This window comes from Aeromonas sp. HMWF016 (genome assembly GCF_963878195.1).
GTDB classification, from domain to species: Bacteria; Pseudomonadota; Gammaproteobacteria; order Enterobacterales; family Aeromonadaceae; genus Aeromonas; species Aeromonas lacus.
This window is the reverse complement of record NZ_CAWNWX010000037.1, coordinates 64,707-86,536: the sequence shown is the minus strand read 5'-3', so window position 1 is coordinate 86,536 and position 21,830 is coordinate 64,707. Positions and strand designations below refer to the sequence as shown.

Annotated in this window: 21 protein-coding genes and 7 tRNA genes; 11 read left to right on the top strand and 17 right to left on the bottom strand. The window is 58.5% G+C overall.

Annotated elements, in window-relative coordinates:
- Nucleotides 1-12 precede the first annotated feature (12 nt).
- The 3 genes from ettA (at nt 13) to AACS24_RS05690 (ending at nt 3,734) form a co-directional block, all read left to right on the top strand.
- Nucleotides 13-1,680, top strand: coding sequence for an energy-dependent translational throttle protein EttA (ettA, locus tag AACS24_RS05700; protein WP_005358378.1), 1,668 nt, complete (start codon nt 13-15; stop codon nt 1,678-1,680).
- 126 nt (nt 1,681-1,806) lie between these two features.
- On the top strand, nt 1,807-2,124 hold the full coding sequence (locus AACS24_RS05695; RefSeq protein WP_005349395.1) for a hypothetical protein: 318 nt from the start codon (nt 1,807-1,809) through the stop codon (nt 2,122-2,124).
- A gap of 266 nt (nt 2,125-2,390) precedes the next feature.
- Nucleotides 2,391-3,734 (top strand): NCS2 family permease, encoded by a 1,344-nt coding sequence (locus AACS24_RS05690; protein WP_108572635.1) that lies wholly within the window; start codon nt 2,391-2,393, stop codon nt 3,732-3,734.
- Between the two features lie 173 nt (nt 3,735-3,907).
- On the opposite strand, the gene gltX is transcribed toward AACS24_RS05690, so the two are convergent.
- Nucleotides 3,908-5,323: a glutamate--tRNA ligase gene (gltX, locus tag AACS24_RS05685; protein ID WP_108572634.1), complete on the bottom strand. Its 1,416-nt coding sequence runs from the start codon at nt 5,321-5,323 to the stop codon at nt 3,908-3,910.
- 275 nt (nt 5,324-5,598) lie between these two features.
- Between gltX and AACS24_RS05680 the strand changes: the two genes are divergently transcribed.
- From AACS24_RS05680 to AACS24_RS05670, 3 genes are all read left to right on the top strand, one after another.
- Nucleotides 5,599-7,701 carry a methyl-accepting chemotaxis protein gene (locus tag AACS24_RS05680; protein ID WP_181364322.1) on the top strand — a complete coding sequence of 701 codons (2,103 nt, stop codon included), beginning with the start codon at nt 5,599-5,601 and terminating at the stop codon, nt 7,699-7,701.
- 100 nt (nt 7,702-7,801) lie between these two features.
- Nucleotides 7,802-8,470, top strand: a complete 669-nt coding sequence (locus AACS24_RS05675; RefSeq protein WP_108572632.1) for a LysM-like peptidoglycan-binding domain-containing protein — start codon at nt 7,802-7,804, stop codon at nt 8,468-8,470.
- A gap of 273 nt (nt 8,471-8,743) precedes the next feature.
- Nucleotides 8,744-8,953 carry a cold-shock protein gene (locus AACS24_RS05670; protein ID WP_005297820.1) on the top strand — a complete coding sequence of 70 codons (210 nt, stop codon included), beginning with the start codon at nt 8,744-8,746 and terminating at the stop codon, nt 8,951-8,953.
- A gap of 529 nt (nt 8,954-9,482) precedes the next feature.
- Here AACS24_RS05670 and AACS24_RS05665 read toward each other — a convergent pair.
- The 8 genes from AACS24_RS05665 to orn form a co-directional block, all read right to left on the bottom strand.
- Nucleotides 9,483-9,558, bottom strand: a tRNA-Gly gene (locus AACS24_RS05665).
- Nucleotides 9,559-9,582: 24 nt separating this feature from the next.
- Nucleotides 9,583-9,658 (bottom strand) — tRNA-Gly (locus AACS24_RS05660).
- A gap of 24 nt (nt 9,659-9,682) precedes the next feature.
- A tRNA-Gly gene (locus tag AACS24_RS05655) sits at nt 9,683-9,758 on the bottom strand.
- Nucleotides 9,759-9,782: 24 nt separating this feature from the next.
- Nucleotides 9,783-9,858, bottom strand: a tRNA-Gly gene (locus tag AACS24_RS05650).
- Nucleotides 9,859-9,883: 25 nt separating this feature from the next.
- Nucleotides 9,884-9,959: transfer RNA gene (locus AACS24_RS05645), tRNA-Gly, on the bottom strand.
- Between the two features lie 33 nt (nt 9,960-9,992).
- Nucleotides 9,993-10,068, bottom strand: a tRNA-Gly gene (locus AACS24_RS05640).
- A 37-nt stretch (nt 10,069-10,105) separates the two neighbouring features.
- Nucleotides 10,106-10,181: transfer RNA gene (locus AACS24_RS05635), tRNA-Gly, on the bottom strand.
- Nucleotides 10,182-10,359: 178 nt separating this feature from the next.
- Nucleotides 10,360-10,905, bottom strand: a complete 546-nt coding sequence (gene orn / locus AACS24_RS05630; protein ID WP_108572631.1) for an oligoribonuclease — start codon at nt 10,903-10,905, stop codon at nt 10,360-10,362.
- Between the two features lie 91 nt (nt 10,906-10,996).
- Here orn and rsgA point away from each other — a divergent pair, with 91 nt between their 5' ends.
- Genes rsgA through AACS24_RS05605 form a run of 5 tightly spaced genes read left to right on the top strand, consistent with a single transcriptional unit; the run spans nt 10,997 to nt 13,840 of the window.
- The gene (gene rsgA, locus AACS24_RS05625; RefSeq protein WP_071914490.1) at nt 10,997-12,031 is read left to right on the top strand and encodes a small ribosomal subunit biogenesis GTPase RsgA; all 1,035 of its coding nucleotides are present in this window, start codon (nt 10,997-10,999) and stop codon (nt 12,029-12,031) included.
- A gap of 28 nt (nt 12,032-12,059) precedes the next feature.
- The gene (gene asd / locus AACS24_RS05620) at nt 12,060-12,932 is read left to right on the top strand and encodes an archaetidylserine decarboxylase (RefSeq protein ID WP_026034874.1); all 873 of its coding nucleotides are present in this window, start codon (nt 12,060-12,062) and stop codon (nt 12,930-12,932) included.
- Nucleotides 12,929-13,180 carry a VF530 family protein gene (locus AACS24_RS05615; RefSeq protein ID WP_040065094.1) on the top strand — a complete coding sequence of 84 codons (252 nt, stop codon included), beginning with the start codon at nt 12,929-12,931 and terminating at the stop codon, nt 13,178-13,180. The genes asd and AACS24_RS05615 overlap by 4 nt, the downstream gene beginning before the upstream one ends.
- Before the next feature lie 4 nt (nt 13,181-13,184).
- The gene (locus tag AACS24_RS05610) at nt 13,185-13,448 is read left to right on the top strand and encodes a DUF2960 domain-containing protein (RefSeq protein WP_042031708.1); all 264 of its coding nucleotides are present in this window, start codon (nt 13,185-13,187) and stop codon (nt 13,446-13,448) included.
- Between the two features lie 2 nt (nt 13,449-13,450).
- The gene (locus AACS24_RS05605; RefSeq protein WP_041210445.1) at nt 13,451-13,840 is read left to right on the top strand and encodes a hypothetical protein; all 390 of its coding nucleotides are present in this window, start codon (nt 13,451-13,453) and stop codon (nt 13,838-13,840) included.
- Nucleotides 13,841-13,925: 85 nt separating this feature from the next.
- Here the strand turns inward: AACS24_RS05605 and AACS24_RS05600 are convergent, their stop codons facing one another.
- The 8 genes from AACS24_RS05600 to AACS24_RS05565 all read right to left on the bottom strand — a co-directional run bounded on the left by AACS24_RS05600 (nt 13,926) and on the right by AACS24_RS05565 (nt 21,792).
- On the bottom strand, nt 13,926-15,179 hold the full coding sequence (locus AACS24_RS05600) for a glutamate-5-semialdehyde dehydrogenase (protein WP_108572630.1): 1,254 nt from the start codon (nt 15,177-15,179) through the stop codon (nt 13,926-13,928).
- 34 nt (nt 15,180-15,213) lie between these two features.
- On the bottom strand, nt 15,214-16,317 hold the full coding sequence (gene proB / locus AACS24_RS05595; protein ID WP_108572629.1) for a glutamate 5-kinase: 1,104 nt from the start codon (nt 16,315-16,317) through the stop codon (nt 15,214-15,216).
- Nucleotides 16,318-16,473: 156 nt separating this feature from the next.
- Complete coding sequence (gene crl / locus AACS24_RS05590) at nt 16,474-16,866, bottom strand: sigma factor-binding protein Crl (protein ID WP_033114874.1); 393 nt, start codon at nt 16,864-16,866, stop codon at nt 16,474-16,476.
- Nucleotides 16,867-16,928: 62 nt separating this feature from the next.
- Nucleotides 16,929-18,197, bottom strand: a complete 1,269-nt coding sequence (gene frsA, locus AACS24_RS05585) for an esterase FrsA (RefSeq protein ID WP_033114955.1) — start codon at nt 18,195-18,197, stop codon at nt 16,929-16,931.
- A 120-nt stretch (nt 18,198-18,317) separates the two neighbouring features.
- Nucleotides 18,318-18,785: a xanthine phosphoribosyltransferase gene (gpt, locus tag AACS24_RS05580; RefSeq protein WP_033114875.1), complete on the bottom strand. Its 468-nt coding sequence runs from the start codon at nt 18,783-18,785 to the stop codon at nt 18,318-18,320.
- A gap of 109 nt (nt 18,786-18,894) precedes the next feature.
- A complete protein-coding gene (locus AACS24_RS05575) occupies nt 18,895-19,941 on the bottom strand; it encodes a phage integrase (protein ID WP_108572628.1) in 1,047 nt (348 codons plus the stop codon).
- Entirely contained in the window at nt 19,938-20,975 is a 1,038-nt protein-coding gene (locus tag AACS24_RS05570; RefSeq protein ID WP_108572627.1) for a DUF4875 domain-containing protein, read from the bottom strand. Before AACS24_RS05570 ends, AACS24_RS05575 begins: the two co-directional genes overlap by 4 nt.
- 55 nt (nt 20,976-21,030) lie before the next feature.
- Nucleotides 21,031-21,792 carry a S24 family peptidase gene (locus tag AACS24_RS05565; protein WP_258223115.1) on the bottom strand — a complete coding sequence of 254 codons (762 nt, stop codon included), beginning with the start codon at nt 21,790-21,792 and terminating at the stop codon, nt 21,031-21,033.
- Nucleotides 21,793-21,830 lie beyond the last annotated feature (38 nt).

The following is a 21,830-nucleotide window of genomic DNA, read 5'->3' as shown; positions in this document are numbered from 1 at the left end:
GAGAATTAGCCAATGGCTCAATTTATTTACACCATGAACCGGGTCGGCAAGGTAGTGCCGCCCAAGCGTCATATTCTCAAGAACATCTCCTTGAGCTTCTTCCCGGGCGCCAAGATCGGCGTGCTGGGTCTGAACGGCGCCGGTAAATCGACCCTGCTGCGCATCATGGCGGGCATCGACACCGAGATCGAAGGGGAAGCCCGTCCGCAGCCCGGCATCAAGATTGGCTACCTGCCGCAGGAGCCGAAGCTGGATCCGGAGCAGACCGTACGCGAAGCGGTCGAAGAGGCCGTTGGCGAGGTGAAGCGCGCCATGGCTCGTCTCGACGAGGTCTATGCGGCCTACGCCGACCCGGATGCCGACTTTGACAAGCTGGCCCGCGAACAGGGCGAGCTGGAGGCCATCATCCAGGCTCAGGGCGGCCACAACATGGAAAACCAGCTGGAGCGCGCGGCCGATGCCCTGCGCCTGCCGGCCTGGGATGCCAAGATCAAGCACCTCTCCGGTGGTGAGCGCCGCCGTGTAGCACTGTGCCGTCTGCTGCTGGAAAAGCCGGACATGCTGCTGCTGGACGAACCGACCAACCACCTGGATGCGGAATCCGTGGCCTGGCTGGAGCGCTTCCTGCACGACTACGAAGGCACTGTAGTGGCCATCACCCACGACCGTTACTTCCTCGACAACGTGGCGGGCTGGATCCTGGAGCTGGACCGCGGCGAAGGTATCCCGTGGGAAGGCAACTACTCCTCCTGGCTGGAGCAGAAGGACGCCCGTCTGGCGCAGGAAGCAAGTTCCGAAGCGGCCCGTCGCAAGTCCATCGAGAAAGAGCTGGAGTGGGTTCGTCAAAACCCGAAAGGGCGTCAGGCCAAGTCCAAGGCACGTATGGCTCGCTTCGAAGAGCTCAACACCAACGACTACCAGAAGCGCAACGAGACCAACGAGCTGTTCATTCCGCCCGGACCGCGCCTCGGCGACAAGGTGGTGGAAGTGGCCAACCTGCGCAAATCCTACGGTGATCGGGTGCTGATCGACGATCTGTCGTTTGCCATTCCGAAGGGTGCCATCGTCGGCATCATCGGCCCGAACGGGGCCGGTAAGTCGACCCTGTTCCGCATGATGTCGGGTCAGGAGCAGCCGGATTCCGGCGCCATCACGCTAGGTGAAACCGTGGTGCTGGCCTCTGTCGATCAGTTCCGCGACAGCATGGATGACAAGAAAACGGTATTCGAAGAGGTCGCTGACGGTCAGGATATCCTGCGTATCGGCAACTACGAGTTCCCGAGCCGCGCCTATATCGGCCGCTTCAACTTCAAGGGTTCCGACCAGCAGAAGCGGGTTGGCGAACTCTCCGGTGGTGAGCGCGGTCGTCTGCATCTGGCCAAGCTGCTGCAGACCGGCGGCAACGTGCTGCTGCTGGATGAACCGACCAACGATCTGGATATCGAAACCCTGCGCGCCCTCGAGAACGCCCTGCTGGAGTTCCCGGGTTGTGCCATGGTCATCTCCCACGACCGCTGGTTCCTCGACCGTATCGCCACTCACATCCTGGACTATCAGGATGAGGGCAAGATCGAGTTCTTCGAAGGTAACTTTACCGAATACGAAGAGTGGAAGAAGAAGACCTACGGCGCCGAGGCCATCCAGCCGCACCGCGCCAAGTACAAGCGCATCGCCAAGTAAGCGGTCGGTCGGCACAAGCCGTACCATCGCAGCTGCGACCAGCGTCACAAGGGGAGCTCCGGCTCCCCTTTCTGTTGCCTTTTGGCTTACAATCCAAGACGGATAACATTGCATGGATGTACTGAAATGACCAAAAAACTGACCATCCAGATCCGGGTTGAACCTGGCTGTCTCGGGCCGGATGGCAAGGAACACATCGAAACCTTCTGCGTTGCCGCCGCCAAGATCTTCGAAGCGGTCGAGCCGGAGCTGGTGAGCTGGGTGCTGATCCCCCGTTACGACAAGAAGCTGCCGGAGCAGGAGTTCTTTCTCAACGATCTCAAGCTGAGCGAGGAGCAGGCCAGCCTCTTTCTGCGCCGCTTCGGCCGCGAACTGGGGGAAGTGCAGGATCAGCTCGATTCGGTGCTGGCCCAGCTGGTGGAGCGCTACTTCAAAACTCTCTGATCTCTGTCCTCTCTGCGCCAAAAAGGTTCTCCGACGAGAACCTTTTTTGTTGGCGAAAAAGCAAACGTTTGATCTTTTACTCCATTCATTGATCCGCTTCGCAGATCCGGGGTTTGTAAACGGCGTCGCCTGTGTAAAAATGTGCGCGCTGTCACGGTATCAGGACGAGTCTGGTTACTTCTCCACCAGAAACAGGGCCATCACTCCCGCACGGATGGGAGCCCGCTCGCCTGCTGCTTATTTCACGTCACCTATTGGAATCCAACATGAATCAACCACAACAGGCCCCCACACAGGCTGCCGGGCAAGGATTGCTTGAGCGTCTGTTTGCCCTGAAGGGCCATGGCACCAACGCCCGCACCGAACTGATCGCCGGCATCACCACCTTCCTGACCATGGTCTATATCGTCTTCGTCAACCCGCAGATCCTCTCTGCGGCAGGCATGGACACCCAGGCAGTCTTTGTCACCACCTGCCTCATCGCCGGTATCGGCAGTATCCTGATGGGCCTCTTGGCCAACCTGCCCATCGCGCTGGCCCCCGCCATGGGCCTCAACGCCTTCTTCGCCTTCGTGGTAGTGGCCGGTATGGGCTACTCCTGGCAAGTGGGTATGGGCACCATCTTCTGGGGCGCCATGGGTCTGTTGATCCTCACTCTGCTGCGGGTGCGCTACTGGCTGATCGGTAACATTCCGCTCACCCTGCGGGTCGGCATCACCGCCGGTATCGGTCTGCTGATCGCCCTGCTCGGCCTACACAACGCCGGGATCGTCGTGGCCAGCCCCGCGACTATGGTGACCGTGGGCAACCTCACCTCCCTGCCCTGCCTGCTGGGTCTGCTCGGCTTCTTCCTGATCTGTATCTTCTCCGCCCGCGGCGTCCACTCTGCCGTGCTGATTGCCATCGTGGTCACTACGGCGCTGGGCTGGCTATTTGGCGATGTCACCTTCAAGGGTTTCGTCTCCATGCCCCCCAGCATCGAGCCGGTGTTCGGCCAGCTGGATCTGATGGGCTCGCTCGACATCAGCCTCGCCGGGATCATCTTCTCCTTTATGCTGGTCAACCTGTTCGACTCCTCCGGCACCCTGATCGGCGTCACCAACCGCGCCAAGCTGGCCGATGACAAAGGGCACTTCCCGCGCATGAAGCAGGCACTGCTGGTGGATAGCGTGAGCTCGGTCGGCGGCGCCTTTATGGGCACCTCCTCGGTCACCGCCTTTATCGAGAGCAGCTCCGGCGTTGCTGTCGGCGGCCGTACCGGTCTGACCGCCATCGTGGTCGGCATCCTGTTCCTGCTGGCGATCTTCTTCTCTCCGGTCGCCGCCATGGTGCCGGCCTATGCCGCCGCTGGCGCCCTCATCTATGTGGGTGTGCTGATGTGCTCCGAGCTGACCCGGGTGAAGTGGGAAGATCTGACCGAAGCGGTACCAGCCTTCATGACTGCGGTGATGATGCCGTTCAGCTTCTCCATCACCGAGGGGATCGCCGTGGGCTTTATCTCCTACTGCGTGATGAAGGCGGGCACCGGTCGCTGGCGCGAAATCAACCCCTGCGTGCTGTTGGTAGCCCTGCTGTTCGTCCTCAAGTTCTTCTGGGTAGACGGCCACTAAGTCAGGCTTTCGCCAACAAAAATGCCAGTCAGCTGACTGGCATTTTTTTATCCCCGATTTGCTATCGGCCTGTGCACTGACCATAAAAAAATCCGAAACCAGTGGTTTCGGATTTTTTCTATTCAGCATGTGGCAGAGCAGGGTTATCCCCTCGCCTGCCACATCGGCAGAACTTACTCGGCAGCCATGCGGGCTTCGATGTAAGCCAGTGCGCGGTCGATACGCGCCAGTACGCGCTCCTTGCCGACCAGCGCCATCACAGCATCGATGCCGGGGGATTGACCCAGACCGGTGACGGCCACGCGCAGCGGCATACCAACCTTGCCCATGCCCTGACCCAGCTCGGCGGCGGTGGCTTCAATCAGCTCGTGCAGCGCTTCGGTGGTCCAGCTATCCAGTGCAGCCAGCTTGGCCTTGGCCAGTGCCAGCGGCTCGGCAGCAACACCGCGCAAATGCTTCTTGGCGGCAGCTTCGTCGATCGCTTCGTACTCTTCGAACAGGTAGCGGCTCTGGGCGGCCATCTCGACCAGAGTGTTGCAGCGCTCGGCCAGCAGGGTGACCACGTCGGCCAGCGCCGGGCCATTGCTGGTGTCGATCTTCTGGTTTTCCATGTGCCATGCCAGATGCTTGGCCACATAAGCCGGATCCAGGCTGCGCATGTAGTGGTTGTTCAACCACAGCAGCTTGTCGGTGTTGAAGGCAGAAGCAGACTTGGAGATGGCATCCAGGCTGAACAGCTTGATCATCTCGTCCAGGGTGAAGATCTCCTGATCGCCGTGGGACCAGCCCAGACGCACCAGATAGTTCAGCAGCGCTTCCGGCAGGTAGCCGTCGTCGCGGTACTGCATCACGGAAACTGCACCGTGACGCTTGGAGAGCTTGGCACCGTCGTCACCCAGGATCATGGAGACGTGGGCAAACTCCGGCACCGGCGCGTTCAGCGCCTTGTAGATGTTGATCTGGCGCGGGGTGTTGTTGATGTGGTCTTCACCACGCACCACGTGGGTGATCTCCATATCCCAGTCATCGACTACAACGCAGAAGTTGTAGGTCGGGGCGCCATCGGTACGGCGGATGATCAGATCGTCCAGCTCGGTGTTGGCGAACTCGATGCGGCCACGGACGTGGTCATCGAACACCACGGAACCTTCGGTCGGGTTGCGGAAGCGAATAACGTGCGGCGCATCGGCCGGGTGATCGTGGGCGTGGTCGCGGCACTTGCCGTCATAACGGGGCTTCTCGCCGTTGGCCATCTGGCCTTCACGCAGCGCTTCCAGGCGCTCTTTGGAGCAGTAGCACTTGTAGGCACGGCCATCGGCCAGCATCTCGTCAATCAGCGCGTTGTAGCGATCGAAGCGCTTGGTCTGGTAGTAGGGGCCCTCATCCCAGTTCAGCTCCAGCCATTCCATGCCCTCAATGATGGCGTCGATCGCCTCCTGAGTGGAACGTTCCAGGTCGGTATCCTCAATACGCAGCACAAACTCACCGCCCTGGTTCTTTGCAAACAACCAGGAATAGAGTGCGGTACGGGCACCGCCGACATGCAAAAAGCCGGTCGGGCTGGGAGCAAAACGGGTTTTGACTTTCATCTTTAAGCCTTGTGTAGAGGGCCTTGGGCCAATTCGTTAAAAAAACCGTCGCATTTTAGCACCGACAATCACGGATGGGAAAACCATGAAGCCGCAAAGGGCAAAGTAGCGGGTTAAATTTGCGCAACGCCCCCCTACCCCCCTGATCTTTGAAGGGGATCGCAGAACAGAATCCCCATTTCCGATTTGCTATGCATAGCGCTGGAGAGCTGCCTCCTCCTGCCGATATCCAGACAACTCTCAACGCCCCACGCAACAAGAACAAGGAAGAGACGATGCAGTTCCGTTCAATCCAGACCCGAATACTGGTCATGGCCGGGATCGCCATGACGACAGCCCTGGTCATCCTGATCCTGCTCAACCAGTACTCCGGTCAACAGACCCAGAAGCTGACCATCAGCTCCAGCCGCGCAGCCCTGCAGCAGGAGGCATGGCAGAAGGTCAGTGCCAACGCCCGCGCCGAAGCGGCCACCATCACCCAGCTGTTGCAAAAAGGGCTCTCCTACACCCAGCAGATGGCCAGCGTCTTCGCCCAGCAACAGCAGGGCAAGCTGCCGCTCGATCGTCAGCAGGCCACCGACCTGCTCAAGGCCCAGCTCGCCCTTGAGCCCCAGCTCTACGGCGCCTTCGCCGGTTTCGAACCCAACGGCTTCGACAGTCAGGATGCCAGCTTTGCTGGCCAGACCGCCCTCGGTAGCGACAGCAAGGGGCGCTTTGTCCCCTACTTCTATCGCGACAAGGACAAGGTCGGCACCGACCTGCTGCTCTCCATCGAGAAGAGCGAGACCGACAGCTTCGGCAACCCGGCCAACGACTACTACGCCTGCCCGAAACGGGAGGGGCGCTCCTGCCTCATCGATCCCTTCAAGGTGGATATCAACGGTCAGCAGGTGCTGGTGAGCACCATCACCACCCCTATCATGGTGGATGGCCAGTTTAGGGGGATTGCCGCGCTCGATCTGGCGGTGGACTCCATCAGCCGTCAGGCCCAGTCCCTCAACAGCAACATCTATGACGGCAAGGGGGAAACCCTGATCGTCAGCGCCGCTGGCGTCATCACCGGCACCAGCGGCGATGCAAGCCTGCTTGGCAGCAGCGCCGAGAAGGTGCTGGGTAGCCAGTGGCAGCAGTATCTGAAGCCGGAACTGCAGCGTCAGGAGCTGAACAACTCGTTTCGCATCTCGGTGCCCATCATGGTGCCGGGCATGAGCCGCAACTGGGCCATCATCGTCACCCTGCCCTATCAGGTGGTACTGGCAGGAGCCGATCAGCTGGAGAACCAGCTGGGCGAGATGAACCGCACCGCCGTGACCCAACAGCTGGTCGGCGCCTTTGTCGTGCTGGTGCTGGCGCTGGTCACCATGCTGATGATCGCCCGCAGCATCACCGGCCCCATCCGCCAGATGGTCAGCCTGGTGGATGACATTGCCGATGGCGAGGGGGACCTCACCAAGCGCCTCAACACCCGCTCGGTGGACGAGCTGGGGGATCTGGCCAAGGGGATCAACCGCTTTATCGACAAGCTGCAGGGGCTGCTCGGAGATGTGCTGAAAACGGCCAGCGAAGTGAATCGCCATGCCGGCGATACCGACCGCATCGCCGGCCAGACCGACACCAACCTGCAGCATCATCAGGCCGAGATGGAGCAGATGCTGACCGCAGTGCAGGAGATGTCCTACGTCAGTCAGGAGGTCGCTACCCACGCCAACAACACCGCCGACTCGGCCAAACAGGCGCAAAGCGCCGCCGATCAGGGCAAGGAGCGCTTCCAGCAGGTGATCCAGTCGATGCACAAGGTCGCGGCAGAAGCCGGTAAAGGGGCCGAAGTGGTGGAAGGACTGGCCCACGACAGCGAGCAGATCACCAGCATCCTCACCGTCATTCAGGGGATTGCCGATCAGACCAACCTGCTTGCCCTCAACGCCGCCATCGAGGCAGCGCGGGCCGGTGAGCAGGGACGCGGTTTCGCGGTAGTCGCCGACGAGGTGCGCAAACTGGCGGGCAACACCCAGCAGGCGGTACAGAATACTCAGGAGCTGATCGAGAAGATCCGCCACAGCTCGACCAACGCGGTCAACGCCATCAACCAGAGCCAGCAGCTGACCCATCAGGCGGTGGGGGAAGCGGATCTGGCGGAGGAGGCGCTTGGCAGCATCTACAAGGCCATCTCCACCATCAACGACATGACCTACCAGATAGCCTCAGCCGCCGAAGAGCAGAGCTCGGTCTCCGAGACGGTCTCCGGCAACCTGTCAAAAACCAACGCACTGGCCAACGACATCGCTCAGGATGCGACCGAAACGGCCAAAGCCAGCCAGGCCCTGCGCCAGGCAGCCGACAAATTGCAGCAATTATTGGGACAATTTCGTCTCAGCTGATAATTTTCCACCTCAGGACTCTCCCCCTCGGGGGCGAGTCCGTTTACCATAGGCGGCGAAATTTGCCTGATGGCAGGCAATGCAGTGAGAGGTAAATGCCGTGCCCACCCCGGACCGTCGCCCACGTGGCCATAACAGACGAGCCCAGCAGCGTCGCAAAGACGAATCACAAGTATCCCTGCTCCATCGTATCAATGCAGCAACAGAGTCCTTGCGCCAACGATTTGGCAAAAAAGAGCAGCAGCCCGCCCCGCGCAGCCAGAGTGCTAGCACCGGCAAATTCAAGCTGAGCAGCCCGCTGCCGCGCAAGAACACCATAGGTCTGCTGATCCTGATCCCGCTCTGGCTGCTGGTGCTGGCCTGGGAGCCCGCCCCGAGCGGGCCCAAAGCGCCGCCGTCCGGTTCGCTGGAAGTACCGCTGGCGGTACCGGCGCAAGCCATGACTGTTGGCAATGGCACCACGGGCAGTGCGCCTGCCGCCGCCAAACCGGTCGAAGAGAAGGTCAATGGCACCTGGCTGCAACACGATGTGCAGGCTGGCGAGACCCTCTTCTCCATCTTCCGCAAGTTCGAGCTGCCGGGCGCCGAGCTCAGTCGCCTGATCGCCATCGAGGGGCCGGATCGGCCGCTGACCCGCCTGCAATCGGGCCGCTCCGTCTTCATTCTGGTGGATGACAGCCGCCGCATTCAGCGGGTCGAGATCCGATCCTACGGTCAGGCCATCTATCGCTATGACCGGCAGGGCGAAGGGTTCGTCCTCAAGGAGTAAAACAAAACGGGAGGCTGCGGCCTCCCGTTTTTTTCGGTCAAATTTCTTCAAATAAGCTACTGACTTCACAATATTTTTAGCTTGTTCAAAAAACGACAGGGGTCAAATTGACAAGGATCGGCGCTAACGTACAATCGATTGTGCTTTAGACAGGGATTGTTCTGCGTGCTACTGGGACAAAGAGACGTGGTCAGTCATGAGCCAACCCCTGCTGCAAGGCAAATGCAGCCCCACAGGGCTTAGTTTCATTTTGTTATTGATAGGATTTTGCACATGTCTGACATTCGCACCGGCCAGGTAAAATGGTTCAACGAAACCAAGGGTTTTGGCTTCATCGAGCAATCCCAGGGTCCGGACGTATTCGTTCACTTCTCCTCCATCCAGAGCGCAGGTTTCAAAACCCTGGCTGAAGGTCAGAAAGTCCAGTTCACTGTGACCCAGGGCAAGAAAGGCCCGCAGGCCGAGAACGTCACCGTTATCTAAGGCCACGCCAGTGAACATGTAGGAGGTGCCATCGGCCCTCCTATTTTTTTGCCCGCGATTTCCCCTTCCCGATCGGCAGATCCCCTGCCGGGCTTGCCGACCCCGCCTGCGGGCCGTTTATGGCCACAACCGGCGGCTATAAATCAAATTTATGGATTTTGGTTAAATGCCCCGGTTTTAACTTATACCGAGCCAATGCCTGTCATTCAGCCCTTGCCAAGTCTGTTAGCCGACCGCAAAGGGGTATGCCCGATCTTCGGGAGGCTGTTAGCGAGCCATACAGCTTTGCTCTTATGACTTGAGATGTGCAGGGAAGATAGAAAGCGGGCAAACGCCGGATACGACAAAGCATCGCAGCGCAATGTAATGGGCAATTCAAAGGGGTGATGAAGACTTCGAAGAGAGATTGGAGCGGGAAACGAGACTCGAACTCGCGACCCCAGCCTTGGCAAGCACGGATCATGCTCTACCAACTGGATGTGGTAATGAGTGTGCTGAGATATTGGATTGATGAACTTCAAGGAGATATTGGAGCGGGAAACGAGACTCGAACTCGCGACCCCGACCTTGGCAAGGTCGTGCTCTACCAACTGAGCTATTCCCGCAACAGAATGTCATTTACAAGTGATTGGAGCGGGAAACGAGACTCGAACTCGCGACCCCGACCTTGGCAAGGTCGTGCTCTACCAACTGAGCTATTCCCGCATCGGAATGTCACTTACAAATGTTTGGAGCGGGAAACGAGACTCGAACTCGCGACCCCGACCTTGGCAAGGTCGTGCTCTACCAACTGAGCTATTCCCGCAACAGAATGTCATCTGCAAGTGATTGGAGCGGGAAACGAGACTCGAACTCGCGACCCCGACCTTGGCAAGGTCGTGCTCTACCAACTGAGCTATTCCCGCATCGGAATATCACTTACAAATTTTTTGGAGCGGGAAACGAGACTCGAACTCGCGACCCCGACCTTGGCAAGGTCGTGCTCTACCAACTGAGCTATTCCCGCAACAATTTGGTTGTCTTGAGGCTGGCTGATGATTGGAGCGGGAAACGAGACTCGAACTCGCGACCCCGACCTTGGCAAGGTCGTGCTCTACCAACTGAGCTATTCCCGCATCGGGCTGGTTTGCACCAGTATCATCATCAGATTTTTGGAGCGGGAAACGAGACTCGAACTCGCGACCCCGACCTTGGCAAGGTCGTGCTCTACCAACTGAGCTATTCCCGCAACTACCTTAAAACAGGCCGTACAGCATTTGGTTGCTTGCGCTACTGTACGGGAGCCGAATTATAAGAGCAGTCATTCCAATTGCAAGGGCTTTTTTGTCTGGTTGCGCGCGTTCGCTCAAAAGCTGGCCGAACTGTCGATTTTAGCAGCCAGAGCATGACAAACCCTTGCCGGGGAATCAGATCTTGAAGACGTGGCTGCGATAGAACTGCAGCTCGGCGATGGATTCGCGGATGTCGTCCAGCGCCTGGTGGGTGCCGCTCTTCTTGAACTGATCCAGCAGTTCCGGCTGCCAGCGACGTACCAGCTCCTTGATGGTGCTGACGTCGACGTTGCGGTAGTGGAAGAAGGCTTCCAGATCGCTCATGTGCTTGACCATGAAGCGGCGATCCTGACCGATGCTGTTGCCGCACAGCGGGCTGGTGCGCTCCGGCACCCACTGGCGAATGAAGTCGAGGGTCTCGGCAACGGCTTTCGCCTCGTCATGCTGGCTCGCCTTGACCCGGGCCACCAGACCGCTCTTGGTGTGGGTGTTGACGTTCCACTCGTCCATCTTGGCCAGCTCTGCTTCGCTCTGGTGGATGGCGATCACCGGCCCTTCGGCCAGCACGTTCAGGTCCTTGTCGGTGACGATGGTGGCAATCTCCAGTACCACGTTCTCTTCGGGGTCGAGGCCCGTCATCTCCATGTCGATCCATACCAGGTTCTGCGCGCTGACTGTCATGATTACTCTCTCTGTTGGGAGGAATGGCGGAATTTTGCCAATTTGCATGTATCATACTGGCTTTGGATCTGTTCATAAACTGGCGAATCGAGTGGCAAAGAAAGCAAAACTCAATCTGGGTCAACAAAGACGCGTCCAGGCCAACCGCGAGCGTCGGCTGCAAAAAGAGCACACCACAGAGGTGGATGACACCCTGTTTGGCCCGGCCATCGAAGGGGTGGTGATCAGCCGTTTTGGTCAGCACGCGGACGTGGAAGCGAGCGATGGCACCATCCACCGCAGCAACCTGCGGCGCAGCAGCATCAGCAGTCTGGTGTGCGGCGACAAGGTGGTGTGGCGTCCCGGCCTCAATGCCGCCATCGCCGGCGTCATCGAGGCGGTGCATCCGCGCCACTCGGTACTGACCCGGCCGGACTTCTACGACGGGGTCAAACCCATCGCCGCCAACATCGACCAGATCATCATCGTTTCGGCGGTGATGCCCGAGTTCTCCACCAACATCGTCGACCGCTATCTGGTGGCCGCCGAGGATGTGGAGATCCGCCCCCTCATCGTGCTGAACAAGGTCGATATGCTCGATGATGCCGCCAGAGCGCGCATCGAGCGCCAGCTCGAAACCTACCGCAAACTCAATTACGAGGTGCTGCTGGTGAGCTGCGAGAGCGGTGAAGGGCTCGATGAGCTGAAAGCCAAGCTCACCGACAAGATCAGCATCTTCGTCGGCCAGTCCGGGGTGGGCAAATCCTCGCTCACCAACGCCCTGATGCCGGGGCTGGATGTGCTCACCGGCGAGATCTCCGAAAACTCGGGGCTCGGCCAGCACACCACCACCACGGCGCGGCTCTACCACTTCCCGAGCGGCGGCGATCTCATCGACTCCCCCGGGATCCGCGAGTTCGCCCTCTGGCATCTGGAAGCCGACCGCATCACCTGGTGCTTCGTCGAGTTCCGAGACTATCTGGGTGGCTGCAAGTTCCGCGACTGTACCCACAAGGACGATCCCGGCTGTGCCCTGCGCGCCGCGGTCGACGCGGGCGCTATCAGCGCCGATCGCTTCCACAACTATCACCGCATCCTGGAAACCATGCAGGAAGCCCGTCACGGTCGCCAGCAAGCGCGCCTGTGACCCTGTTTAACCTACGTTGATGATGAACATGAGCATTACTGACAACCTGAAAATTGCCGGTCAATACTGTCTGCCCAAGCACGCCCTCTCCCGTCTGATCGGCAAGTTTGCCGCCGCCGAAGCGGGCAACATCACCACCAAAGTGATCGAGGCTTTTATCAAGCAGTATCAGGTCGACATGAGCGAGGCGCTGCACGAGAGCCCGGCCCACTACAAGAGCTTCAACGAGTTCTTCACCCGCGAGCTCAAGCCCGGCATCCGCCCCGTGGTAGAAGATGCCATGACTCTGGCGCTGCCGGTCGATGGCACCGTCAGCCAGCTCGGCCCCATCCAGCAGGGTCGCATCATCCAGGCCAAGGGCCACGACTACAGCGCCCGCGAGCTGCTGGGCGGCTATGAGGATCTGGTAGCGCCGTTCAAGGATGGCGACTTCGCCACCATCTATCTGGCACCCAAGGATTACCACCGCATTCACATGCCGCTGGACGGCGTGCTGGAGAGCATGGTGTTCGTGCCGGGGGATCTCTTCTCCGTCAACCCGCTCACCGCCGAGAACGTGCCGAACCTGTTTGCCCGCAACGAGCGGGTGGTGGCCACCTTCCGTACCCCGCATGGCCCCATGGCGCTAGTACTGGTCGGTGCGACTATCGTGGCCAGCATCGAGACCATCTGGGCTGGCAACATTGCGCCGACCAAAGAGAAAAAGGTGGTGCGCTGGGACTACACCGGCGACGAGGCCATTACCCTGCAAAAAGGTGCCGAGATGGGTCTGTTCAAACTGGGCAGTACCGTGGTCTGCCTGTTCGGCCCGGGCATGCTGGCCGGTTTCGAACCCCATCTGGCCAACGGGGTCACCACCCGCATGGGTCAGCCCTTTGCCAAGCTGGCGGAGCAGGCATGAGCGAGCAACCGAACGCCTCGCAGAAGAACAACCCGCTGCATGGGCTGACGCTGGAAGCCATCGTCACCGCGCTGGTCGAACACTATGGCTGGGAAGAGCTGGGGCAGCAGATCAATATCCGCTGCTTCACCGATAATCCCAGCATCAAGTCCAGCCTGAAGTTCTTGCGCAAGACCCCCTGGGCCCGGGAGAAGGTAGAGAGCCTCTATCTCTACGTCCAGCGCAAGCAAGCCAAATCAAAGGAATAGCGCCATGGCGTTCAAGATTACCTACACCTACAAGAAGCAGGCTAAAACGATCGGCTATGCCAACGACAAGTTCAACAGCATCTATGATGCGGTTGCCGCTGCCGAAGGGATCGATCTTGCCAGCTTCCACGCCATGGAGGCTCAGCTGGCTCAGGTGTGCCGGCGCGACAAGAAGAGCGTTAAGGATTACCGGGAGAACTACTTCAAAGAACTGGGGTTCTCCAACATCGTCATCGAACGGGACAACCTCGAAGAGGATCAGGAGTAACCATGCGAACCTTGACTCTGATGGCCGCCTCTCTGCTACTGGCGGCATGCAGTACACCGGAACAACATCTGGTTGGCAGCGATCGCGACAGCCACGGCTGTATCGGCAGTGCGGGATATCAGTGGTCAGCGCTGACCGGCAAATGCGTACGCCTGTTCGAGCAGGGCATCCGGCTCAATCCGACCGATGCCAGCCAGACCAGCAGTGCGTTCGTGCTGTTCAACACCGATCAGAGCAAGGCCGAGCTGACCCTGCCGACCGGCGAGCAGCACCAGCTTGCCCGTCAGGGTATGGAAGGCAACTGGTCCTGGCAGGGCAGCGGCTACACCCTCTTCCCCTGGAAGGGCTATGTGCTCAAATCCGGTGACAAGGTGCTCTATCAGGGGGAGTAACCCGAGCGCCTGATATCCTCGCGATATCCGCCAAATAAAATGCCGACCCAAGGGTCGGCATTTTTGTTTCTGACACAACCGGTTATCAGGCGCGGCTAAGGTAATCGGCCTGCCCTACCCACTTGTAGCTGGTGAGCTCGGTCAACCCCATGGGGCCACGGGCGTGCAGCATCTGGGTCGAGACCGCCACCTCGGCCCCCAGCCCAAACTGGCCGCCATCGGTAAAACGGGTCGAGGCGTTGACATAGACTGCCGCCGAACCGGCCCCGTTGACGAAACGCTCGGCGTTGGCCAGATCGTTGGTCAGGATGGCGTCGGAGTGGCCGGCGTTATGCTCGCGCATATGGGCCAGCGCCTCGTTCACATCCGCCACCAGCTTGACCCCCAGGGTCAGTCCCAACCACTCGGTATCAAAATCTTCCGGCCCCGCCTCGCACAGGTTGTCGGCCCCCGCCAGCAGCGTCATGGCGTTGGGAGCGGCCACCAGCGTCACCTTGCGCTCGTTCATCAGCGTCACCAGCTGCGGCAGGAAGGTGGCGGCCACCTTCTCGTGTACCAGCAGGGTATCGAGGGCATTGCAGGCGGAGGGGCGCTGCACCTTGGCGTTGTCGATAACCGCCAGAGAGCGCACCAGATCGGCGCTCTCGTCGACGAAGATGTGGCTGATGCCGAAACCACCGATGATGACCGGAATCGAGCTGTTCTCCTTGCACATCTTGTGCAGGCCGGCACCACCGCGGGGAATGATCATGTCCACAAAGCGGTCGAGGCGCAGCAGCTCGGCCACCAGCGCCCGATCCGGGTTATCGATGTACTGTACTGCCGCCTCGGGCAGGCCAGAGGCCGCCAAGGCATGCTGGATCACCCGCACCAGCTCAAGATTGGAGTGGAAGGTCTCGCGCCCGCCGCGCAGTATGCTGGCGTTGCCAGTCTTGAGGCAGAGGCTGGCGATGTCGATGGTGACGTTGGGACGCGCCTCGTAGATGACGCCGATAACCCCGATGGGCACCCGACGACGGGAGAGGCGCAGGCCATTTTCCAGCACCCGGCTATCCATTTCGGCGCCGACCGGATCGTCCAGCGTGATCACCTTGCGCACATCTGCCACAATACCGGCCAGCCGGGCCGGATTGAGCAGCAGGCGATCCAGCATGGCTTCTGACAAGCCCGCTTCACGGCCAGCGGCGATATCTTTCGCATTGGCGGCGAGGATCTGCTCACTGCGCGCCTCCAGCTCGTCGGCGATGGCGGCCAGCGCCCGGTTCTTCTGCGCCGTGCTGACGGTAGCCAACTGATAGGCGGCTTCTCGGGCTGCCTGCCCCATTTTCTCCAGACTCATCTCATTTCCCTTTGTTCATGCTGTGCCGCCCTGATTAGAGCAGTACCATGTCGTCTCGATGAATGGCTACTGAACCATATCCATAGCCCAATACCTGTTCAATCTGTTCCGAGTGGACGCCGCGCAGCTTCTCCAGCTCCAGATGGTCGTAACGGCAGATGCCGCGAGCCAGCTCAACCCCCTTGGGATCGAGGATGCGCACCACATCGCCTCGAATGAAGTCGCCCTTGACCGCCACAATTCCCTTTGGCAGCAGGCTGGAACCTTTATCCTTCATGGCGGCGACCGCCCCCTGATCCACATGCACTTCGCCGTGAGGGGGCGGGCCTGCCAGGATCCAGCTCTTGCGCCCTTCCAGCGGGGAGGCCAGCGCCGGGAACAGAGTACCGATCCGCTCGCCCTTGGCGAGGCGTCCGATCACCTCCGGCATCTGGCCGGTGGCGATCACCACGTTGACCCCGGCACGGCGCGCCACATCGGCGGCCTGTAGCTTGGTGGCCATGCCGCCGGTACCGAGACCGCTGACACTGTCACCTGCCAGCGAGCGCAGGGTGTCGTCGATGGTCTGCACTTCTTCGATGAGCTGGGCGTCCGGATTGGTACGCGGATCGGCGGTAAACAGCCCCTTCTGGTCGGTCAGCAGGATCAGCAGATCGGCATCGGCCAGGATGGCGGCCCGGGCGGAGAGGTTGTCGTTGTCACCGACCTTGATCTCGGCGGTCGCTACCGCGTCGTTTTCGTTGATGACCGGAATGATCCGGTGATCAAGCAGGGTGCGCATGGTGTCGCGGGCATTGAGATAGCGTTCGCGATCTTCCAGATCGGCGCGAGTCAGCAGCATCTGGCCGATATGCAAGCCATAGAGGTTGAACAGATCCTGCCATACCCGAATGAGTTGGGTCTGACCAACCGCCGCCAGCATCTGCTTGTTGGGCAGGGTTGGTGCCAGTGGCGGGTGCCCCAGATGCTCACGCCCGGCGGCAATAGCCCCCGAGGTGACGACCACGACCCGATGGCCGTGACGGTGCAAGGCAGCACACTGTCTGACCAGCTCGACCATATGGGCACGATTGAGCTGGGAAGACCCCCCTGTGAGCACGCTGGTGCCCAACTTGACGACTATGGTTCTGTTTTCCATGGGAGCATAAAGGCTAAAAAGTAAGGAATATCTTTATACCCACGGCCATGGAGCCCTGCAAGGCAATTCATGGTGCGGTGGAAGAGGAGAAAAAACAGGAGGAGAGAGAACTGGAGCCCTGCGAGTGACAGATGCAACTCGCAGGGCTTCAGGGGATCAGGCAGCCGTTACGGTCAACTCGTTGGTGACCTGCTCAGCAGGAGACAGGTGGCACTCAAGCGCGGCCAACTTGTCACTGATGAGCTTGTAGAAGCGGTTGAGGGTGCGTTCCACCTCCGCCTGATGCTTTTTGGGGATCGGCTTGTCGAGCCATTCGCCATCGGCATTGTAAAAACCGAACTGATAGTGATAGCGGAACTGGTGATCATCCTGCTCCAGCACCAGCCACCAACCCCAGAACTCCCGCTTGTCCGGCGCCGGTTTGGCGCTGACGCAGACAGACAAACAGTCGAAGCGGTAACGCCCCTCTTCACAGAGATCTTCGCGCAGATAGGGGCCAATGGCAGCAAACTGCCTCAGCAGCCGCTTGTAGGTCACTCTTTCAGACATGTTAACCTCCCTGTTAAACAAGCCGCGCCACCTGGTGATGGCGTCAGATTTTTAGCGCAATATCAGGCACACAGGTGCCGTTTCAACCACTCGACAATCTCATCCAGCGCCTGGTCATAGACCTCTAGCAAGGGCTGTTTGTCAAACACGATGGCCTTGCCATTGCGGCTGGCCGACGCCAACGCCCGGACATCCTGCTCGGGACAGATGAAATCTCTCTTGTGTCCGATACTTAATATCGGCACCGATGTGCGAGTCCCGAGCAATCCTTGCGTTTTCAGTGAAAATACCTGGCACTTGGTGCGCATGGTATCCCACTGGGCCGCATCGGCCCCCAACCGGTTGGCCAGACTGTCCCGCATCATGCGCGGGCATCGGGCAAACAGCTCCTGATTGGTAAACACCTGATTGACCCCGGCCCCGACACAGACCACGGTTTTGAGCTTGAACGGTTCGATAAAGGCCAGTCGCGCCGCCACATTGCCCGCCAGTCGAAAACCGACCATGGCGATACGCTGGTGATCGACCCAGGCCACCTCGGAGAGGTAGTGCAGCACCGCCTGATGGAGACGGCTGGTATCCTGCACCAGCGGCCAGTGCTCGGAATAGCCGATACCCGGCATATCCAGCGACAACATGCCGATGCCGTTGGGTTCGAGCCGTTTGAGGTAGAAGTTGAGAAAATCGAGCTGCAGGGAGTCGATCCCCCCGCTGATGATCGCCAGCGGCACCGGCTTGTCGGTAGCCGGCAGGTGGAGATAGCCCTGAATATTCTTGCCGCGAAATGGCACCTGGATCTCTTTGAGCGGCACCTTGAACAGCCGGCCCGCTTCGCGATAGGCCATGTTGCCGAGCAGTTGGGCCTGATCCGCCAGTTCGTCATCTTTCAGATGGGGATAGCTGGCGATGGAGTAGTAGCGCACCGCCTTGAGCAGTTGCTTGAGAGCCCCCTCCTTATCGCCCTGCTCGCAAAGTTCGCGGCCCTGCTTGAAATAGGTGCCAGCCACCTGGCTCCACTCGTAGATCCAGTTGCCGGGCACATAGCCCTTGATGGTATCGAGATAGCAGTCGTGGGTGCGCTCGCCGGTCGCCATGGCGATGCGGGCCAAGGTCTGCTCCACCTCGACCGGATCAGCCCCCTGCCAGGCCCAGGATGGGCGGCGCAGCAGGCGATACCAGCTCTTTGACATGGAGCCGTCAATAAACATCTCGTCTGACTCGGCCTCGGCCAGTTCGGCCGGGCTGGAGTTGGAGATCTCGGAAGTTTCCAATACCTTCTTGACCCGGGTGAACAGTTTTTCGGTCAGATTAAGGTCGTCGTTCAAGTCCAAGATAATGTCTCTTTCAATCAGGCAATGGTTCATCTTAACCACTTTTACTGCCCGTCAGCCACCCCGCAACAGATTGATACACAAAAAAACAGGGCTCCTTCAAGGAGCCCTGTGAAACCATTACTCTTCGTCGCAGATTGGCGTGACAAACTCCAGCGCCATATCCCACGGTTGCTCGATCCAGGTGTCCTGCGGGATAGCAACTTCGAAATCATCCAGCAGCGGCTCACCCATCGGTTTGGCAAAGATGGCGATGAACTTGGCTTTCGGGTAGAGATCGCGGATGGCCTTGGCGGTTGTGCCGGTGTCCACCAGATCTTCCACTACCAGCCAGCCTTCGCCGTCACCGGCAGTGGTCGCGCCCTTCACAACCACCAGCTCACGCTGGTTGTCATGGTCATAGCTGGAGATGCAGAGGGTCTCTACGTTGCGGATGCCGAGTTCACGGGCCATCAGGGCTGCGGGTACCAGACCACCGCGGCTGACCGCGATGATCCCTTTCCACTGGTTGGCAGGCAGTTGACGACGAGCCAGACGGCGAGCTTCACGTTGCAGGTTGTCCCACGACACATAAAATTTCTTAGGCATAGTAATGAACTCAACGACTTATAGTTAAAACAAAGGGTTATGACGCAGTGGTGCGCCGTGTTATGCAATGCTTACGTAATTCTGCCGCCACTTTGCCGCCATTTTTTGCCTATGAGTGAGGGCTGGCCAGAGGGTTTAATCTGACCGCGTCATCAAGGTGATCGGGGGCAAAGTGTGCGTATCTCATGGTCATCGTGATAGTGCTGTGACCGAGGATGCGCTGTAGGACAAGGATATTACCACCGTTCATCATGAAATGGCTCGCAAACGTATGCCGTAACACGTGAGAAAGTTGCCCTTCGGGCAATTTTACCCCTGAATTGTCGGCGGCGTATTCGAATGCGTCATAGCATGGGGGGAACAATCGGCCCTCATAGAGGCCCCGCTTGGGGATCAGGTCGTAGAGCTCGGGTGAAATCGGGACGGAGCGATTGCGCTTGCTCTTGGTCTGGGTGAAGGTCAGCCGGTATTTGCTCACCTGGGCGCGGGTCAGCCCCTGTACCTCAGACCAACGGGCGCCGGTAGCCAGGCAGAGCTTGACCACTGTCGTCAGTGCCGGAACGCGAGACTTGGCACAGCTGGCCAGCAGCAGATCGATCTCGGCCGCCGTCAGGAACGACATTTCATTCTCTTGGGTCTTCACCTTGCGCAGCCCGGTCAACGGGTGGGGGTTAGTCCACTCCCCCAACCGGATCAGCTCGCCGAACACCGCATTGAGCAGGCGCTGCTCATCATTGACGGTCTTGGCCCCTGCCGCCCTGTCTCGGCATCGCCCGGGAAAGATGATGGAGCCGGTGAGCCGACCCTCGCGGTAGGCCGCGAAATGAACCTTGTTGAAGTCAACGGCATAGGGGTCACCCATCGCGCCGGCCATCAGCCCCAGCTTGCGCCTGACCTGATCACCGGCAACCAGCGTCTGGCCGTGCAGACGGTACCACAGTTCGATGATGTCGGAGAGGCGGCGCTTGTCCTCGGTCACCTTATTGGCGACCAGCCAGGGGTTACTGTTGCTCTCTTCGAGCAGCCACTTCTCCCAGACCAGCGCCTCGCCCTTGGTGGCGAAGCGCTTGCGCTTGCGGGGGCCGTCACGGCCTTGCGGGTAGACTTCGGCAAGCCATGGGCGCGGCTTGCCGTCATCGAGTTTACGTACTGTCATTCAGAAATGATGTTCAAGATGTTGCCGTCGAGATCGACCTGAGCCACGACGGTATTTTTTACCACCCCACCAAATCCATTTTTACCGCGGAAGGTAGTGGAGACAATGAGCGAATCACCAAGGTCACGATAGGTAGTTTCAACATGCTCATAGCTGTCAGGGTCATTCATGCTTTTCTTTATCGCACGCTCAAGAGTGCGGTGTGAACCATCCCAAGCACTAAACTGTGACTCCAGTTTTTTAATTCTTGCTTCAATGACAGCTTTCTTGGCTGAAGCCTTATCAATCTCGGCCTGTTTGTCCTGCGCTGATTCATATGGGTTTACGGCAACATAATCCATAAAAGGGTAAGGCAGGTGAATATCGTCTGGCTTGACGCCATATTTTTTGGCGAGGAATGCTTTGAGTTTTTCCTCGTTAAGGTCACCGTTTTTATCTAAATAACGACTGCGATTTTTAATCCAATCACGGTAGACGCCCCACTCTTTTTCAGTGATGGTTACATTGGATGCAGATACGTCCCATACAATCCCATTGCAGTCTTTACCTGAGAAACCACATGAGTCAGAAAAGTAGGTGGCCTTTGCTAGATTGCTACCCTTTCCTGCGAACAACTTATCTTGTTCAACAAATACGGTAACAACCGGAATTCCTGTTTTATCAAAAATGTCGCTAGCCGCCTTGCGGGCTGTAGCGGCTCTGTCTCCTTTGGTTTCTGCTGTTGGCGCAGCAACAAAGAAAGTTTCCTTTCTGGATTTTGATTTCATATCGCCAGATATGACTGTGTAAGGTTTTGCCTCGCCAATCTCTCTAGGCTTAACCTCTTCAACTTTACTGGATGCAGATTTTGACTCTGTTGGTTTTTCATCGCCGCCAGCACATGACTTTATTGCAAAGACAATAACAATTAACCCTATGGCGCCAAGGATATAATCCTTTGCAGTAATGGCAGGGTTTTTAATTCCACAGTGTGGGCATACCTTTGCAGAATTGCTTACTTCTTTTTTGCACTCCTTGCACTTAACCAAGGCCATGTTTTTATCCCTCTTGATTTTTTATTGTTAAAAAGGGGCTTTTGGCCCCTGATGATTAAAATTTCTTCCCTACACGAACCACACGACCAACGATATGAACATCTTGGCGCTGTTCTTTTGTGACCACCTGTTCACCATAAACAGGGTTGTCAGAAATAATTTTGAGGCCGCCAAACGGGTCGAACTGCAGGCGCTTGACGAGCAGGCTTTCACCTATGCGCAAAACATAAATGCCATCCCGCAATGACTCACCGTTGCAAAGGCTGATCAGGATCTTCTCGTTGTTGCTGATGGTAGGCTCCATCGAATCACCCTTAGCCCGGATGATTGCCAGTCGCTCAGGTTTGAGACCATCGCCTTTCAATTCATCAGTTCTGAACGGCTCGGGAGGGAGTTTCAACTCATCGGCAATAACGGCGCCGTGCCCAGCAGATGCGAATACGTGGTAGCTATCGACGAGGGTGATCTCTTCTGCGTTAGCGCGGTACGCCGCCTGTGCATCTTTAAGTGAACTGTTGTCATGGCTCTGATCGCCAGCATCAGTGGAGGCATGTTTGCTGATAGGGGATGTTGCCAGCTGCTCGGGTACCTCACCAATACCCATGCATAACCAGACGAAGAGCGCAGGGTCATGCCCAGCAATTTGGGACACCAAGGCTACGGACGGCATAGTCTCACCGAGGCAATACTTCCTGACAACTGCATCACTAACACCAACCCTGCGCCCGAAAGAACTGTAGGTTTCTCTTCCTACTAGCTGTTTCATTCGGCTGGAGAACGCTTCCAGGTCAAAGGCAGTGCCGTTAAGAATCTTCATGGAATTACACCTCTGATCACAAATTCACACTTTTAAGT

Coding starts and splice junctions, on each gene's coding strand:
- gltX (WP_108572634.1), bottom strand. CDS start 5,323: ATGAAAGTCAAAACCCGTTTTGCTCCCAGCCCGACCGGCTTTTTGCAT.
- AACS24_RS05600 (WP_108572630.1), bottom strand. CDS start 15,179: ATGAGTCTGGAGAAAATGGGGCAGGCAGCCCGAGAAGCCGCCTATCAG.
- proB (WP_108572629.1), bottom strand. CDS start 16,317: ATGGAAAACAGAACCATAGTCGTCAAGTTGGGCACCAGCGTGCTCACA.
- ettA (WP_005358378.1), top strand. CDS start 13: ATGGCTCAATTTATTTACACCATGAACCGGGTCGGCAAGGTAGTGCCG.
- asd (WP_026034874.1), top strand. CDS start 12,060: ATGAGCATTACTGACAACCTGAAAATTGCCGGTCAATACTGTCTGCCC.
- AACS24_RS05570 (WP_108572627.1), bottom strand. CDS start 20,975: ATGGCCTTGGTTAAGTGCAAGGAGTGCAAAAAAGAAGTAAGCAATTCT.
- orn (WP_108572631.1), bottom strand. CDS start 10,905: ATGACAGTCAGCGCGCAGAACCTGGTATGGATCGACATGGAGATGACG.
- AACS24_RS05670 (WP_005297820.1), top strand. CDS start 8,744: ATGTCTGACATTCGCACCGGCCAGGTAAAATGGTTCAACGAAACCAAG.
- AACS24_RS05565 (WP_258223115.1), bottom strand. CDS start 21,792: ATGAAGATTCTTAACGGCACTGCCTTTGACCTGGAAGCGTTCTCCAGC.
- AACS24_RS05690 (WP_108572635.1), top strand. CDS start 2,391: ATGAATCAACCACAACAGGCCCCCACACAGGCTGCCGGGCAAGGATTG.
- AACS24_RS05615 (WP_040065094.1), top strand. CDS start 12,929: ATGAGCGAGCAACCGAACGCCTCGCAGAAGAACAACCCGCTGCATGGG.
- AACS24_RS05695 (WP_005349395.1), top strand. CDS start 1,807: ATGACCAAAAAACTGACCATCCAGATCCGGGTTGAACCTGGCTGTCTC.
- gpt (WP_033114875.1), bottom strand. CDS start 18,785: ATGCCTAAGAAATTTTATGTGTCGTGGGACAACCTGCAACGTGAAGCT.
- AACS24_RS05610 (WP_042031708.1), top strand. CDS start 13,185: ATGGCGTTCAAGATTACCTACACCTACAAGAAGCAGGCTAAAACGATC.
- AACS24_RS05680 (WP_181364322.1), top strand. CDS start 5,599: ATGCAGTTCCGTTCAATCCAGACCCGAATACTGGTCATGGCCGGGATC.
- AACS24_RS05575 (WP_108572628.1), bottom strand. CDS start 19,941: ATGACAGTACGTAAACTCGATGACGGCAAGCCGCGCCCATGGCTTGCC.
- AACS24_RS05605 (WP_041210445.1), top strand. CDS start 13,451: ATGCGAACCTTGACTCTGATGGCCGCCTCTCTGCTACTGGCGGCATGC.
- crl (WP_033114874.1), bottom strand. CDS start 16,866: ATGTCTGAAAGAGTGACCTACAAGCGGCTGCTGAGGCAGTTTGCTGCC.